We start from the raw sequence: 14,366 nt of genomic DNA, 5'->3' as shown, positions 1-14,366 counted from the left end.
GCTTTATCTGAATTTCCACTTATCCATATGGAATTTCATAAATTGTAGTTCCCTTTGCTTCAAAGGCGGAAATGGTCTGGTCAGTCACTGGGATAACGCAAAGATGCACGCTCTCGCCAATGGCAAAATAGGGATACAACCCAATCCCGTCTTTATAAAACAATGCAGCGGGAATTGAGTCGCTGCTGTACCCTTGCTCATTAGGAAAGACATTTTGGTATGCCAATTCATTCAGTTTCGTATATAGTTCAACAATTTCGGCATCGTCGAAACTGGGAAATAACACTTTAATGGTATAGAAACAGGTCCGTTCATATAGGTGATACATGGACTCAGTATAACTGTGGTCATCAAAATTCAGCATAATTTCTTGCACATAGCTTTCGTCACTTGGAGTAAAGACTGAAACCGTAGGGAACGACCACACTGTTTCGTCCGGCGTAAAGTATAAATAATTAGAAGCATATTTTGAGTGGATAGACGACTCATAAACAAATGATATCCACATGGAAGAAGGAAGCAGATACCGGCTCTCATAGTCGGCCCAATAGTAACCATTGAAGCTGTCTATAAAATCATCTATGGAAAAAGAAAAAACAAGCTCGTCTCCCTGATAATCCATTACAGCAGCATTAAGCTCTCTGATTTCCGCCTTCTCCTGCAGAATGATTTTCTTTTGTATTTCTTGCATTTCTTTTTCGTCTATCTCCTCCCCCCATGTGACTTCATTGGAGCCACTGTCCAGGATGTTTCCGTCCGAATCCCAAAATCTCCATTCTAACGGAGGATATCCAAGGGGCTCAGCTAACGGATCACCAGTATCCGCTGCATAATGCTCAAAGCCCAGCCGTTTGCCGTAAAAAAAGGGATTCTTGTACTGATAGTAATTTACAGTTACACCCGAGAAATAATCAACACAAGCCACTAACTTGATATTATTTCGCACTGTGACGTACTCAGTTTTGTGGGAAAGTATTGCAAAAATTACTCCTCCAAGTATTAAACAGCCCATAACAAGAGCGGATAAAACATTGAGTAAGATGGAGAGTGCACCAAGCATAATTCGATTCGCCTTTTCTTCCTCAGCCTTCTGCCGAAAAGCGTTAAATCTCAGTTGCCCCCAAAAAAGGACAACCCCAAAACTGATTACCCACAATAGAATCAGCAGATTCCGGAAAAGGATTCTCAGTGTATCGCCTGTAATTCTTTCAAACATGGTAACAAGAACCACACAAAGGGAAACAAATATAAACGGGAGTACGCCCCAAACTAATTTGATAATCTTTGCCATTGTAATGTCTCCTGTACCTTGCAATCAAAACGCAGCTTATTGATCCTGCTGCAATTCGATTCGCGGACAGTAGAGTGGGATGTCTCCCGCAGCTGGAACAGTAATCTCATTGGAAACATGTTGAAAGCCTCCATTGGAAAGAGGACGAACTGTAAGGCGATGACTAAAAAAGTGGTCTGTCCTATGTGTTGGACACAAAACGTCAACATCTATGGTTATCGTTCCATCGTCATTTATCTCATAGTTTCGCACATCAGGCACCAAGGTTCCATTATAAACGCAATTAGAGCATGTTATCGTCTGCCAAGGGTAGCCGCCATTCAGCTCGCTATAAAGTGCTCTGGAGTGTAAAACATCCTCCGGTACGCTAAAGTAGGCACCAATCACCGATTCAAACACAGCTGCCTCTATATAGTAACATGACTGCTCTGAATCAAATTCACAAAGGCGATCTTCAAAGATAGCATTGTATTTTGAGCGATATAGGAACTCAAACAGGTCGTTGAAGTTTAGGCTCTCCCAATCATCCTCTGACCAATTTGCTGAAAAAATGTTGTTTCCATAATAACCAACGCTTATGATATAGTCCTTTGCAATTTTAACCAGTTCATTATTATCAGGCCCCATATGAATCAACCCGCGCCCGTTCCCCATCCACGGTGGAGCATACACACGTTCAAAAAGGAAATTACCCTTCTCTGTATAGTCCCAAAATGCCAACTCCTCTTTTCGCAGATTGCCTACACTGGCTGCATCATCACTCCAGGTTACGGATGCCTCTGTACAATATTTCCGATCATCCTCATAAGAGTATTTATGATAAAACAGGCTTCCATCTCTTCCAAGCGAATACACTACAAAAGCCGCAGAATCTCCATGTTCGATCTTTCTCCAAAAATCCAAAAATCCCTCTATATTTATCAGCGTTTCGCATTCATTATCCTCTACCTCCGCTGTTAATATGGGGACATTGCTTTCAGACAGGAAGTTTACAATCGCATCAAAATCGTCCTCCGATAAGGTCATAGTTGAAGTTGCATAAAGCGATGTGGCATGTTCTTTCAAAGCACTCTTATATAGATGTGCATAGCTCTCTGCTATAGCAGTGCATTCCATTACAATACGTTCCTGCTCCGATGGTTCTATCATTACTGCCCCCAGTAGCACGGAAGAAGATTGGTCAAAAGATCCATCGGCTTGTGAATTTGGCGTTGAACTTGATTTCTGCCCGCATGATACAAAGGCAAGAATAATAACCATCATTCCCAAAACATAGGTAAGTTTTTTTACTTTCATTCAGCACTGCTCCTCTGGCTTATCAATATTAGAAGGGTGAGACATATAGGTCATGGCTGCTATGGTGAAGATGACTTTTCTGATGCTGCCACATTTAAATCGATTTTAACGCAGGAATACTTCTTCCTGTTGCCAAAACTCTCACATAACCAGCTTTGTAACATCATGTAGAGTAACCAGCGCCATCATGCCCATCAGCAGCATAAAGCACGCCGCATTTACCGCCGCTTGCCACTTCTCCGGCACCTTACGCCTGAATAGCAGTAACGCCGCGGCGTCCACTAACAAAAAGAAAATCCTCCCCCCATCCAGAGCTGGTATGGGGAGCATATTCATGACCGCCAGATTGATGGCGATCAGTGCGGCAAAATAAGCGATATCCCTGGCCGCGCTGGCCGCAGACTCCGAGGCGGTTCCCACCTCCGTAATGATGGACACAATCCCCACCGGGCCGCTGAGTTCCTGCACGCCCATAGTTCCGCGAGCCAACTGAACCAGACTGAACCACATCTGTTGGATAAAATCCAGAGTCTGATAGCCAATAAACCGCAGCTTTGTCAAAAAGCTGGTGGGGATCTGCATTTCTCCGATCAGCAGACCGAAACGACCGGGCTGTCCGTCATAGGTCCCGCGGTAGAGAGACAGGTCTTCCAGAACAATTTTTTTGCCGTTTCGTATCACCTCTATGTCTACCCCCTGGCCGTCATTGAAGCTCAAAAGCATGGCCGCATCTCCCCGGAGGTATGTCCGCCAGCCATCGACCTTATAGAAAACATCTCCTACCATCAGACCACTCTCCCCCTCCAGCGGAAAACCCTCGCTGAACCCGGAGATCTGATCAACATAAAAGCTGCTTGCTCCAGCGAAAAGCATAGCAATGATAATCATTCCGGCAAGAAGATTCATAAAGGATCCAGCCGACAGGATGACGAATTTTTTCCAGAAACTCTTGCGGTTGAAGCTACGCCTGTCTCCAGAGTCCTCGTCCTGCCCCTCCAGGGCGCAGAAACCACCAATGGGCAGAAGGCGGATGGAATACTGAGTTTCATCCGTCTCCCTGTGCCAAAGGCAGGGCCCCATGCCGATAGAGAACTCATTGACGCGCACACCACAAAGCCGTGCCGCCAGAAAATGTCCAACCTCATGGATTGCTACCAGAAAGCCGAAAATAAAGACTGCTACCAAGGCAAAGACGATGATCATAGTTGATAATGCTCCTTCCCAAGAGGGGTCCTTATAATTATCTTCTATCCTTTCATTCTTGAAGCAATTTGCTGTTGACTGCATAATCTGCTCCAGGCGCAGTACCGTCAGCATAATGATAAACTTCTTCTACTTCTTTCAGTGAAACAAACACGCTTATGCTCTCTACCAAAACGGTGCGGTCTGATGCTGTAATCAAGGTATATCCTGGTGCATCCGCGGCTTCAAAGATGGGTTTTTCATAGATGCCAACCACAGTATAAGTCTTATCCTCTCCCACAGACAACAATTCATCTCCGGGTCGGTATGGAATATGCTGGCTGAGAATGTCATCACCATCCTGACGCAATCCAACAGCGAGATTAAGCGTATCGCCCACAGCACAGTCCAGGTTGATATCCGATAACAAATGAGACGGCATCAGCACTTCGCTGCCATCCTTGGGCAGCCTGCCTGTGATCAGCTGGACCGGCACCATTTCATATGTCTCTTCATTAAAACCTGCAATAAATAAATATGGCTTATTGGTATCCTGGATACATGAAAGCGTGGCATAGCCGACATTATCAAAAGAAACTACGTCAGTTACTCTGTCATCCTTCAACAGCGTCTGCTTAAATACATAATTCGCATCAAAGTAACCCACATGCCAGCTCCCATATTCCTCCGTTAGATTATCAATATGCGAATCAGACGAGGAAGACGCACCCAATACGTTCCCTGCCAGGAAAGTAACGGCAAGCACGATACCCAGGATAACCCCTGTTTTCTTGTAATGGCTTCTCCCATCCCGAAAAACAGTTTTACCAGACATTTCTATCACATCTCTCACTTCCTTCACACTGGCTCCTAAAGCCCCAGTGCTTTTTTCAAATCCGTCAAATGCTGTTTCTCCTGCCTTTTCAGATATAACTTCACGAAGGGTCGCATCCACAGCTTTCGTACTTCTACTTCCTCCGAAAATGTCACCATACAGCCGCAGGCCGTTGACTCAAGTTTTCCAGCCCAATGTCCCGCCATGTTTTTATTTTCCATATCGAAGGCCCAATAGCAAGGTGGCTCGTGCCGGGTTACAGTGAAAAATGTTGCAACCCCGCCTTTGGTATATTCCACAAAGGTCGTTTCCCCTGTAATCTCCACTCGTTCTATATCGCTGCGCCAATCCTGATGGGCCAAGTCAGTCAATACCTCCCAAACCCGTCTTACCGGGCTGGCCAGCTCCGCTTGTACAACTGATTGCGTCATAAACAATATCCTCCTGATTTTATAGCGCTTATCGTCAATGTCATTGGTCTGCCCCTGATTCCACAACAAATTTATACCCATACCCCACAACCGTTTGGATCAGTTCCGGGTGTGCCAGCTTACGGCGCAGCTGGCAGACGGTATTGCGAACGATATGATCGCAGTCAACAGGGTCCTCTTTCCAAACATGCTCATATATCTGTTGAGGTGAAAGGACCCAGTTGGGATATTGGGCCAACAGGTAAAGCGTTTCAAATTCCTTGGGGAATAGCTGAAGCACCCTGCCTGCCAGCGTGACAGTGCAACGCTGTGGATCGATGGACAAATCTCCTTGTTTGAGAATGGGGATTCGCTCAATATTAGCGGGACCCAGCATAAGCACCCTCCTCTCAGTTCATTTAAGTATAGTAAACATATGGGCTTTCTATTGCCGTATTCGACACCTGGAGATCCTCGGAATACTCTTGCCACCCATCACTGAAAGCAGCCGCAGGCAGGGATTCCCCCCGCGCTGCGGCTGTCTTGCCGGGGCGTGGATTTCGTACAGAAGACTTCGCTAGGCTTTACCGCTTTAGATTTCTTTACCACCATAACATTGACGCTAATGTTGTGATTGTTGTATCTTCATCATTTTGTGTTTCAGTTCTGCAAAAACGGATCCATTTCTCTTTTTCCGAAACATCGTCAACCACATAGTTGCAATGAAAATCCTTTTTTATACAAAGAGCAGCCGTGTAATTAACTTCAATGCCCAATATTTCTTTTAGCGTGTCAAAGGATAATATGACTGTCGCATTCCCGCTGTTTTCAAGATATTTTTGCAATTTATTATAATTATTCATTTGAACCCCCGTCCCATACCTTTTCTTAAAGTTTGTGTTCTCAGTCAGCGTCAACGGCAAAGTAGTAAAATCCGATACAGACCATTCCACTATAGACTGCACCGACCTACTCGACTTCTTTTGCTTTTCTATGCCTTGTTTGAAAATTGGCGGATGTCCAACGGCGAAAATTTTTTCGCCAATCAAGGCAAATTTTCGCAGGCGGGCTGTCGCCCGGCAAGAAAATTTAACGCAAAGTGGCGGAAAAAGATCCACCGTTTGGGCGTTTTGACATTTTTCAAAGGCGAGATCCTCCTAACTCCGATTTAATAGAATCGCCGGTTGAGCGTCCTAAAAAAGCAAAAGCGGTACTATTCCGGGAAGAAAAAGAGGCATACACTAAAGACTCAGCTGTTCGTCAGCCTTCGGACCGGGGAGATCATTGCGCTGGCATTCTCCAGCGGAAGGAAGCACGATTTCCAGCTATCCAAGGATTCCTGTATCCATTTTGTCAAAAGGTTTCGTATCCTCTCGGAGCGTTACCGTAACCGGAGAAAGCGCTTTGCTCTCCGCTTTTCCTTAATTGCTGGTATCTGCAACTTTGACCGCTTAGCTTAATTTCGCAAGAGGTCTAATCTATACATGCGGATGTGATTCCTCGCCTTGGAAACCCATGCAGTCACATGGTTGGCTGGAACCCCAAGTAACTCACCAATTTCTTTGCTTGAGTATCCATCAATGCGCATACGAATGGCCCGGATCCCCTTTGCGGTGCTTCCGGTGGCTGTTGCTTCAGCCCGATCAAGCAAATTCATCAGTTCCCGGCAAGCCTCCTGCTCCTCCAGACTATCACGCAGTCCACCGCAGGGCAGTTCTGCCGGATCCGTGGCCTGTTCCCGTCCGCAACGCGCAGCATACTCCAACTGTGTGTAGATCTCGTTCTGAATCAGGCGGTAAGCATAAGTTGAAAAGGCGTTCTTGTATTCAGGTTGATAGGTCTGGACCGCTTTGCACAGTCCAATATACCCGATCTGCAATAGATCGTCATAGGTATAGATACAACCCCTGCCCAACGTGTGGACACAGTCCTTTATCACCTTACCCACAAGGCCCATATTCTCCTCTACCTTTACTCGCTGCTTCTCAGTAAGCGACAGCACAATTCATGAACACCATCCCGAAAGAGGATCACATTCTGATGGATTCAGACTATATTATATAGGCCCTATGACATTTTCTGCTGCTTAATGGTATTGCGGTCTATCTCATAGCAAACAAAACGCATTACAGGTATCCGCATACAAAATCAGTGAGAGTATGATAGCACATGGAATGTTAGATTTTCGTTAGTCAAAATATTAATCCCTCTACACCTACATTATACACCCAAAACTCTGACGCCGTATGTCAAAGTTTATTTTGCCAGAGAAATCAGGGATACTGGAAAGGGCTGCAACAAGATTATGATAACTCCATCCGTGGCACGTCGGATATGATTACCGCTATTTGTACGATCTTAGCACCATTTTTCAGCAGTTAAGCAACGATAGGAAATGCGATCATAGCAGGTACTACTCTAATCGCACCAACTAAGTAAAGACGGGAGAATTGCGGTAAATCCATTCTCATAGCTAATCATACGTCTAAGGATTGAATTATTTCTTCAATTCTCGTTTCCCAATCCTTGTCATATTCTACATTCGGCATGGTTGCGATAGCAGATAAACCATGAACTAAGGCCCACATCGCAATTATTTTATTTTGCATGACAGATTCTGGCATATCAATTTTGCGAAAGGTTTGTGTCGCAATTTGCTTCAATATTTTTAGCGGTGGAATTTCTTTTTCTCCCGCACAATCCAAAGATAAGTTGATCTGGATGTTTTTTCTGGAAAATAAAAAATCAAAATAAAGGGGATTTTTATAAAAGAATTTTACATAGGCAGTCCCAAGCATCAAGAGAATATTAGGGGTATCCGCATACATCTCTACTGTTTGTTCCAATGTCGACGTAAATAAATCCATAATGTGTTGTTGGATTGCGGCGATAAATTCATCCTTGCTATTAAAATGAGCATAGGGAGCGGCATTACTGACACCACATTTTAGAGCGACTTTGCGTAAGGATAAATTCTCCTCCCCCTCTGTATTGATTAACTCTAATCCGGCTCCAATTAAAGCATTCCGTAGGTTCCCGTGGTGATAAGGTCTATTTTCCATAGTAACCTCCAATCTTGACGATGATAAGATTATACCGTCAAAACTTAGCGGTGTCAAGTTCGGAATAGGTAATGAGAATAAATCAATGCGCTTATAGCAAGAGCCGCCTGGAACCTCTGAGGTTCTGGCGGCTCCTAACTATCATCAGCTCCGCTTAAATTTAGGGGTCTTATTTATATCGGTGCTCTCCAACCACCCCTTCACTCGAAAATTTTTCCCATTCAATTATTGGCAAATCGAATTTATGTATGACTGGCATAAAATGCCTCCGCACTTTGAAGATAGTATCCACTATCTGTTTGAGCCAGCAAAAAGATATTTGCTTCCAGCGATCTCGCCAGTGTATAGCTTATGGGGACAAGCCCATTTTCGTCCATCTCCTCACCGCCAATAAATTCATCATACTCGCTTATGCCACATTGGCCAGACCATCTGATCGAAAAATCCGGATACAGAAACCACATATTGTCATCAATCCCCGGAAATTGTCCAAAATAAAATCTGCACCACTCTTCTAAGTCAGCTCTTTCCGATGGTGCTTCTCCACTTTCAAGCAAGCCTAACGCACTGGTAATGACATCCGCTCTGGTCTGCAGAATCTGATCTGGCACCGCATAGTCTAAAATGGTAAATTGGCGCTCATTGGAATCTTCACCCATGGAGTCCAGCATGGAGGATATCAAAATCTTTGCAGCCTCATCTGGAGTAACAGCCGCACCACTCTCACAGAAAAATACTGTTCCGCACGAGAGTGGACAGGTCAAATCAATATTCAATGCCGCAGCATCCATCCACTCTAAATCATTCTCATGCAGGTCATCCCATGCACGCCAGCTAGCTTCGTCGGCACCGAAGTTCCGAATTATTGTCTCTGGTGTCGTTTCATCCGAAGGCTCTGAAACCTTCCCTTGGCAGCCGGCCAATGCAGTCGTCAAAATTATAGCCGCAACCAGAAATAGGAATCGTCTTCTCATATTCACTTACTTCACCGTTAAGTTTTATCCGAATCAACAATAAAGACACCCAGAAGTGCCAGGACATTCCTTTGGTTAAACTTACTCTTAGTCATAATTAGCTCCTTTCAAACATATACGGCTTAATGGTCTATAACACGACAAAACCCATCCCTTCTGCGGACAACAAAGTACTCACATAATTCTCGTCTCCAAATATTTATCTTGAGTGGAATCACTTTTCGTATTGGTATTTTGTAAAAAGCAGCTATTCCAACTCCTTCCTGTTTATGGCACATTGAAGCAACAATTTAGCAAAGAAATGGCAACAATCAAATTAAAAATTCCATCCTATCGTTTGATTCAGCTACCACTTAAATTGCCCCCCACTTATAGCATATACCCAAAATTCTGACACCGTATGTCGAGGTTTTTCACTGCAAAACAACACCTGGCCAGACCAAGCAGATGCTGGTCTGGCCAGGTGCAGATTTCACGGTAACTTTTCCTCCAACTCCGTTCCGAGTGCTTCGCTGTCTCCAGACTTGGCAATCCCGCTCGCCACCATCAGGTCAGCCGGAACGATGCTTATTGCCGCCTGCTCGTCTGTGCTCAGGCTGTTATACCACGTAAGCCACTCGATTGTCTCTTGAGACAGGGCCTTCTTCTCCGCGAGCTTATCCCCAAACTGGATATAGCCGTCCCCTGCCATAGCGCCTGCATAAGACGCGGTATCGGACACACTCTGCAGTTCGCTGCCATCCTCCTCGGAAAGATCAACTATGAAATGCTGAGCGACTTGCTGGTTAGCGCCCGCATTGGGATCGTCCTCCGGGGCAATGTCCGGCGCGCCAATGGCATTCTCCGGCACCCCCTTTGGGGTGCTGCTCTGCGCATCATTCCAATTCGGCTCGGCGTTAGGAAGTTCGGGAATGTCCTTATAGTTTTCCATATAGGGGCCCTTATCAATTTCAACTTTCCAATCTGCCGTGTCCAAACCGTTATGGGTATCAGCTTTGCCGTCCCCATCGGAAAGATTGATCTGACCCTGTTCAGCGGTTTGCTGGCTGGACTTCGCGCCCGGGTCATCCTCGGGAGCGATATCCGGGTTGCCTTCATTCTCGGGATTGCCGCTTGCGCTGGGTGCCCCCACCTGCTGGCTGGAGTTTCTGCCCGCTTCATCATTCTCGGGAACATCCTGGCCGCAGGCAGCCAGGGAGAGCAGCATCACAGCTGCAAGGAAAAAAGCAAAGATTTTTTTCATGATAGATTACCTCCTATGTCAGTTATTCAGTTGATGATCGTAATGTCCGCTGTACCGGCGATGATAGATGCGATGGTCTTGACCACGTCCGTCCGCTCGATCTGCTGGGCTGTCAGCTGGAAGTGTAGCCCACCCGACTCCCACTCAGCATTGATCACTTCCACCGTTCCAGCTGGCTCGCATGGACAGATACTCACGCCCAAAGTGACCGCTATGCCGTCAATATCCGTGGTCTGGCGCTCCTGCTCAGGCAGAACATAGTCCCATTGAGGGAGTGCTCCGATCCGGGAGGCCGACAGACTCAGGCCTTTGACGGCGTTGGTATTCTCGTACAGTTCCGGTGTGCCGTCCTCATAGTAGCCAGAATAGAAACCAAGGTTGGCAATATCGCTGATCACCGTGCCATCTGCCGCTGTTATCTGCTCCGCGGTATCGTTCCATTTTGCTGGAGACAGCCCATCCGGGAGCCAGGGCGGTGTAAGCCCCCGCTGATAATAGTCTGCATACGCCTGCCCGCTCAACGGAGTAATGGTGTAAACATCCGGGTCATACCATATATCCTCCTGCGGGCCTATTGCATCGTTGAAGTAGACCTGCCCCATATCTACAGTCACTTCCTCCGGGACGAACTCAGGCGGCTGGCTGATGTCAGGGGGCTCAACAACTGGTCCGGGCGGCGTGGGCCCAACGGGGCTGCGCGTATAGAATACCGTAGCGGCAACGATCAACACCGCAAAGCAGGCCGCCATAGCGCCATAGCGCCTTAATGCCGTACCAAAGGGCTTCCTCAGTGTCTTTTCTTCCGCCGCCTGGATGTACACCTCGTCTACATGCCCTAAACCCATCAGCAGGTCTTTCCCGTTCATAGATGGATTCCCTCCTTCTCCAAGAAATTTCTCAGATTGGTCCGGGTACGCAGCAGGGTGGTCTTCACCTTGCTCTCCCCAATCCCATATCGTTTGGCAATATCTTTCACGGAGTCCTCAAACCAGTACCGGCGCAGGAAAATCAACCGCTTCTCCTCAGTCAATGTCCCAAGGAATATGTTCAGCAGTTCCCCCAGTTCCCGGCTGTCAAAGGCGGCCTGGGCTGCAGCGTCCGGGATGCAGGTCTCCAACTCAGCGGTCAATTCCACAACCTCCGCCTGACGCTTTTGAGCTGTTTTCCAATCCAGCTTTCCATAGGCTGCAAACCGGCATATTTTTGCTAGAAACGCAAAGAAATACACGGGTCTCTGGGGCGGGATGGTGTTCCAGGCCGACAGATAGGTGTCGTTGACACTCTCCTCCGCATCCTCGCGGCTGTATAGAATCTTCATGGCCAGCCGCTGAAGCCTGCTGCCATACTTTATGCCGGTCTCTTCAATGGCCGTCTGGTCGCGCGTCCAGAACAGGTCAATGATTTTGTCGTCTTCCACGGTCATATCCTCCATTTGGTGTTGAGGGCCTCTCACCCCTATAGTGGGATTCGGAGCAGTGCAGGTTACACCCACTAAAAATATTTTCTGTTTTTTCTTCCCACCTTGTGACTACAGGGTCGGCGTGATATAATAGTTGTCAATCCTTTAGAATACCAGGAGATGTACGATGGAATTAGAAACATTAGTCCGCAATTTCCGTAAAGCCATTGAAGACGCGCAGACCAATTATGAACCGGGCTCGTTTTTTAGAAAGTTCCCCACCAGACAGTGCGGGCATACTAGCGATATGCTGGCCCAATATCTGATTGATAATGGGATAGGCCCAATTACCTATGTAAGCGGCACATATTACGGTGATGATCCTGAGGATAGTTGGCACCACGCCTGGCTTGTCTTGGATGGATTAGTTATCGACATTACTGGTGATCAGTTCAGATATCATCCCGCCCCTCTAACCTTCAATATCCCCGTATACATAGGGCCGACTGCGGAGTTCCATCGGCTGTTTGAAGTAACTCCTGCCGGTTGTTCAGCACATCACGGTCTGGAGCGGCATTGGATCCACTACCATGACCTGAGAAGTTGGTATGAGACAATCCTGAAATACCTGGTATAAATCGCTGGGCGGTCATCCAAAACAGATGACTGCCCAGTTTGTTCATGCTCTATCGCCCCACACATCACCATCTACCGCCGCAGTATCCGGATGGATCCGCAGGATACCCATTTTCTTTTTCCTGGCGTACCCTACCATCTCCCCTTCACCGTCACTGACCGCTACCAGAAAGTCCGCATGGTCCACCAGGTAACGGTTTTGCTTGGCATAGTTCTCTGGATTGGGCTGGCTCCCTATCGTCAGCTGCTCTGTGCAGTTTTTCAGCAGCTGCTCCAACCGCTTCCGGCTGCGCACGTCCCACCTCGCGCTATGGCCGGGGGCCGGCAGCACGACAACCAGTTCTATATCCTCATAGCCTGGCTGCGCCTTCATCTGTAAGATTAACTCACCAGCCCAGATATGCACGCCTATGGAGCCGCCAATGTAAAACCGGCGAACGCCTTTTTCATTGTAGAGCCGCTTGAATTGCTCCTGCATAGCCTTTTTAATTTTCTTACACAGTGAATAATCCTCTTTGTAGCCGAATTTGAAGCGAGTCGGTTTGGGGCCTGTTACCGCACATGATCTTCTCATACTTTTCTGTTCTCCCTTTCAATGGTATAGTTCTAATATATACGCTTTAGATAATTTATTCTATCCATAGCCTGTTAATTTTTTGTGTTATAGCGGGTAGAATATTATCCATAGGAGGGGTGCAATGGAAGAAATGTTATTAAAGGAGATGGGACAGCGGCTATCAGCGCGTAGGAAACAGCTCCGCCTTACACAGGAAGAAGTTGCAGAACGGGCCGACATGACAACTCAGACCATATCCACAGCCGAAAATGGCATTAAGGCTCTGCGCCCGGAAAACATCATCAAGCTATGTGGTGCTCTGAAAATCAGCGCGGACTACCTGCTGTTTGGAACAATTTCCAACGATGATCAATCCATCCTGTTCTCTAAAGTATCCCAACTTTCTCCAGAGCAATACCGGCATCTGGAAGATATCATCAATAGCTTTATCGCCGCTGTTATCCCTAATGATGAAAGCGAGGTATGACTGACCGTATGGCCATATGTCATACCTCGCTTTTGTTGTTGTGCGTTCTTTCCGTTTGACCGCATTGTTTAGTTTGCTGTCTTACCCCTGCTACATTTTAGGCCCCCACCCGGAGAAAGTCAAGAAAGGTGCTTCCAGAAATTGTATTAAATTGTCGCAGACAAAATGAAAATGCGGGGCAGACTGAACCACATCGTCAGTCATACCCCGCATTTTTCATTTTACTCAATGTTCGGTCTGCTCTGTCATAATAACCCACCGGAATCCGAACCGGTCAATCACATTGGTGGTACAGGAACTGTATGTGGTACTGTGGGGCGGATAAATTACCTCGCCCCCATTTTCCAGCACCTCAAATGCTGCTAAGACTTCCTCTTTTCTGCTCATGGTCACAGTCAACGATAATGCTGTACTGGGCCGGAACAGAATATCCAGGTTGTCAGCCATCATAATGCGCTGGCCGCCGATGTGAAGCTCCGCATGATAGACATAACCCTTTTGCTCCTCGGATAGTTCCCGCTTAAAGTCCGACTGGTCTGCGTCCCGATAGTGGAGCAGACAGTCCACTTTGGCACCGAACGCCTGCTGATAGAGTGAGATCGCCTCCCCACATTTGCCATCAAAATTAAAGTTCGGCGTTATGGTCATCATTCGGTTTTGCCTTCCCAACGCTTAAAGACTACGATTTCAGCATCAGAGCCATAGCTGCTGTACTCAGATACCATAAGGTATTGATCGTCAGCGACGATCCCATAGCACCTGTCACTGCCCTGTTTAGGAAGTTGATACCCCAGATAAATCTTGTCATCATCCCAAAATTTCATGATTTCGCCGCTTGGCAGTGTGTACGCAATGTTGATTACAGAACCTTTCAAAGCGTAGAGTTCCGTCACTGGCGGCATATCTTGAATGCCAAGCCCGTTGAACGCTGCAATCAGCTTGTCCTTCAGCTCCTGCAATACGTTTTCACCCTTCCGGCAGCACCCCGCCACAAG

General features: G+C 46.8%; 18 protein-coding genes and 1 pseudogene. 3 read left to right on the top strand and 16 right to left on the bottom strand.

Features of this window, described 5'->3' with window-relative positions; all coding sequences use genetic code 11:
• Positions 1-19: 19 nt before the first annotated feature.
• From NFS22_RS13050 to NFS22_RS13020, 7 genes are all read right to left on the bottom strand, one after another.
• A complete protein-coding gene (locus NFS22_RS13050; protein WP_251318190.1) occupies positions 20-1,291 on the bottom strand; it encodes a hypothetical protein in 1,272 nt (423 codons plus the stop codon).
• Positions 1,292-1,327: 36 nt separating this feature from the next.
• Entirely contained in the window at positions 1,328-2,587 is a 1,260-nt protein-coding gene (locus NFS22_RS13045; protein WP_251318189.1) for a DUF6070 family protein, read from the bottom strand.
• Positions 2,588-2,728: 141 nt separating this feature from the next.
• The gene (locus tag NFS22_RS13040; protein WP_251318188.1) at positions 2,729-3,790 is read right to left on the bottom strand and encodes a M50 family metallopeptidase; all 1,062 of its coding nucleotides are present in this window, start codon (positions 3,788-3,790) and stop codon (positions 2,729-2,731) included.
• 52 nt (positions 3,791-3,842) lie between these two features.
• On the bottom strand, positions 3,843-4,724 hold the full coding sequence (locus NFS22_RS13035) for a hypothetical protein (RefSeq protein ID WP_251318187.1): 882 nt from the start codon (positions 4,722-4,724) through the stop codon (positions 3,843-3,845).
• Entirely contained in the window at positions 4,640-5,035 is a 396-nt protein-coding gene (locus NFS22_RS13030; RefSeq protein WP_251318186.1) for an SRPBCC family protein, read from the bottom strand. Before NFS22_RS13030 ends, NFS22_RS13035 begins: the two co-directional genes overlap by 85 nt.
• A 40-nt stretch (positions 5,036-5,075) precedes the next feature.
• Positions 5,076-5,411: a winged helix-turn-helix domain-containing protein gene (locus NFS22_RS13025; RefSeq protein ID WP_251318184.1), complete on the bottom strand. Its 336-nt coding sequence runs from the start codon at positions 5,409-5,411 to the stop codon at positions 5,076-5,078.
• A gap of 205 nt (positions 5,412-5,616) precedes the next feature.
• The gene (locus tag NFS22_RS13020) at positions 5,617-6,132 is read right to left on the bottom strand and encodes a hypothetical protein (protein ID WP_251318237.1); all 516 of its coding nucleotides are present in this window, start codon (positions 6,130-6,132) and stop codon (positions 5,617-5,619) included.
• A 47-nt stretch (positions 6,133-6,179) separates the two neighbouring features.
• Here NFS22_RS13020 and NFS22_RS13015 point away from each other — a divergent pair.
• Positions 6,180-6,474 (top strand): annotated as a pseudogene (locus NFS22_RS13015) (transposase); the annotation flags it as partial.
• On the opposite strand, the gene NFS22_RS13010 reads toward NFS22_RS13015, so the two are convergent.
• The 6 genes from NFS22_RS13010 to NFS22_RS12985 form a co-directional block, all read right to left on the bottom strand.
• Positions 6,471-6,971 (bottom strand): sigma-70 family RNA polymerase sigma factor, encoded by a 501-nt coding sequence (locus NFS22_RS13010; protein ID WP_016324108.1) that lies wholly within the window; start codon positions 6,969-6,971, stop codon positions 6,471-6,473. The pseudogene NFS22_RS13015 and the gene NFS22_RS13010 overlap by 4 nt on opposite strands.
• A 520-nt stretch (positions 6,972-7,491) precedes the next feature.
• Entirely contained in the window at positions 7,492-8,076 is a 585-nt protein-coding gene (locus NFS22_RS13005) for a TetR/AcrR family transcriptional regulator (RefSeq protein WP_016324109.1), read from the bottom strand.
• Between the two features lie 242 nt (positions 8,077-8,318).
• Positions 8,319-9,050, bottom strand: a complete 732-nt coding sequence (locus tag NFS22_RS13000) for a hypothetical protein (RefSeq protein ID WP_251318182.1) — start codon at positions 9,048-9,050, stop codon at positions 8,319-8,321.
• 472 nt (positions 9,051-9,522) lie between these two features.
• On the bottom strand, positions 9,523-10,293 hold the full coding sequence (locus NFS22_RS12995; protein WP_251318181.1) for an LptM family lipoprotein: 771 nt from the start codon (positions 10,291-10,293) through the stop codon (positions 9,523-9,525).
• A 26-nt stretch (positions 10,294-10,319) separates the two neighbouring features.
• On the bottom strand, positions 10,320-11,159 hold the full coding sequence (locus NFS22_RS12990; protein ID WP_016324111.1) for a hypothetical protein: 840 nt from the start codon (positions 11,157-11,159) through the stop codon (positions 10,320-10,322).
• Positions 11,156-11,716 carry an RNA polymerase sigma factor gene (locus NFS22_RS12985; protein WP_251318180.1) on the bottom strand — a complete coding sequence of 187 codons (561 nt, stop codon included), beginning with the start codon at positions 11,714-11,716 and terminating at the stop codon, positions 11,156-11,158. The genes NFS22_RS12990 and NFS22_RS12985 overlap by 4 nt, the downstream gene beginning before the upstream one ends.
• A 163-nt stretch (positions 11,717-11,879) precedes the next feature.
• On the opposite strand from NFS22_RS12985, the gene NFS22_RS12980 reads away from it, so the two are divergent.
• Complete coding sequence (locus tag NFS22_RS12980) at positions 11,880-12,329, top strand: hypothetical protein (RefSeq protein ID WP_016324113.1); 450 nt, start codon at positions 11,880-11,882, stop codon at positions 12,327-12,329.
• Positions 12,330-12,371: 42 nt separating this feature from the next.
• On the opposite strand, the gene NFS22_RS12975 is transcribed toward NFS22_RS12980, so the two are convergent.
• Positions 12,372-12,902, bottom strand: a complete 531-nt coding sequence (locus NFS22_RS12975) for an SLOG family protein (RefSeq protein WP_016324114.1) — start codon at positions 12,900-12,902, stop codon at positions 12,372-12,374.
• A 124-nt stretch (positions 12,903-13,026) separates the two neighbouring features.
• Here NFS22_RS12975 and NFS22_RS12970 point away from each other — a divergent pair, with 124 nt between their 5' ends.
• The gene (locus tag NFS22_RS12970) at positions 13,027-13,371 is read left to right on the top strand and encodes a helix-turn-helix domain-containing protein (protein ID WP_251318179.1); all 345 of its coding nucleotides are present in this window, start codon (positions 13,027-13,029) and stop codon (positions 13,369-13,371) included.
• A gap of 225 nt (positions 13,372-13,596) precedes the next feature.
• On the opposite strand, the gene NFS22_RS12965 is transcribed toward NFS22_RS12970, so the two are convergent.
• Together NFS22_RS12965 and NFS22_RS12960 are read right to left on the bottom strand one after the other, a co-directional pair.
• A complete protein-coding gene (locus NFS22_RS12965; RefSeq protein WP_251318178.1) occupies positions 13,597-14,022 on the bottom strand; it encodes a VOC family protein in 426 nt (141 codons plus the stop codon).
• Positions 14,019-14,330: a hypothetical protein gene (locus NFS22_RS12960; protein WP_251318177.1), complete on the bottom strand. Its 312-nt coding sequence runs from the start codon at positions 14,328-14,330 to the stop codon at positions 14,019-14,021. Before NFS22_RS12960 ends, NFS22_RS12965 begins: the two co-directional genes overlap by 4 nt.
• Between the last annotated feature and the right edge of the window lie 36 nt (positions 14,331-14,366).

This window comes from Flintibacter muris (assembly GCF_943192995.1).
Classification (GTDB): Bacteria; Bacillota; Clostridia; order Oscillospirales; family Oscillospiraceae; genus Lawsonibacter; species Lawsonibacter muris.
The sequence above is the reverse complement of the archived record's forward strand: the minus strand, read 5'-3'. Positions and strand labels throughout refer to the sequence as shown.

Bases quoted from the DNA above. Each gene is read 5' to 3' on its own strand.
- NFS22_RS12965 (WP_251318178.1), bottom strand. From the start codon at position 14,022: ATGATGACCATAACGCCGAACTTTAATTTTGATGGCAAATGTGGGGAG.
- NFS22_RS13030 (WP_251318186.1), bottom strand. From the start codon at position 5,035: ATGACGCAATCAGTTGTACAAGCGGAGCTGGCCAGCCCGGTAAGACGG.
- NFS22_RS13010 (WP_016324108.1), bottom strand. From the start codon at position 6,971: ATGGGCCTTGTGGGTAAGGTGATAAAGGACTGTGTCCACACGTTGGGC.
- NFS22_RS13005 (WP_016324109.1), bottom strand. From the start codon at position 8,076: ATGGAAAATAGACCTTATCACCACGGGAACCTACGGAATGCTTTAATT.
- NFS22_RS13050 (WP_251318190.1), bottom strand. From the start codon at position 1,291: ATGGCAAAGATTATCAAATTAGTTTGGGGCGTACTCCCGTTTATATTT.
- NFS22_RS13045 (WP_251318189.1), bottom strand. From the start codon at position 2,587: ATGAAAGTAAAAAAACTTACCTATGTTTTGGGAATGATGGTTATTATT.
- NFS22_RS12970 (WP_251318179.1), top strand. From the start codon at position 13,027: ATGGAAGAAATGTTATTAAAGGAGATGGGACAGCGGCTATCAGCGCGT.
- NFS22_RS12985 (WP_251318180.1), bottom strand. From the start codon at position 11,716: ATGACCGTGGAAGACGACAAAATCATTGACCTGTTCTGGACGCGCGAC.
- NFS22_RS13000 (WP_251318182.1), bottom strand. From the start codon at position 9,050: ATGAGAAGACGATTCCTATTTCTGGTTGCGGCTATAATTTTGACGACT.
- NFS22_RS12980 (WP_016324113.1), top strand. From the start codon at position 11,880: ATGGAATTAGAAACATTAGTCCGCAATTTCCGTAAAGCCATTGAAGAC.
- NFS22_RS13025 (WP_251318184.1), bottom strand. From the start codon at position 5,411: ATGCTGGGTCCCGCTAATATTGAGCGAATCCCCATTCTCAAACAAGGA.
- NFS22_RS12975 (WP_016324114.1), bottom strand. From the start codon at position 12,902: ATGAGAAGATCATGTGCGGTAACAGGCCCCAAACCGACTCGCTTCAAA.
- NFS22_RS12995 (WP_251318181.1), bottom strand. From the start codon at position 10,293: ATGAAAAAAATCTTTGCTTTTTTCCTTGCAGCTGTGATGCTGCTCTCC.
- NFS22_RS13040 (WP_251318188.1), bottom strand. From the start codon at position 3,790: ATGATCATCGTCTTTGCCTTGGTAGCAGTCTTTATTTTCGGCTTTCTG.
- NFS22_RS12990 (WP_016324111.1), bottom strand. From the start codon at position 11,159: ATGAACGGGAAAGACCTGCTGATGGGTTTAGGGCATGTAGACGAGGTG.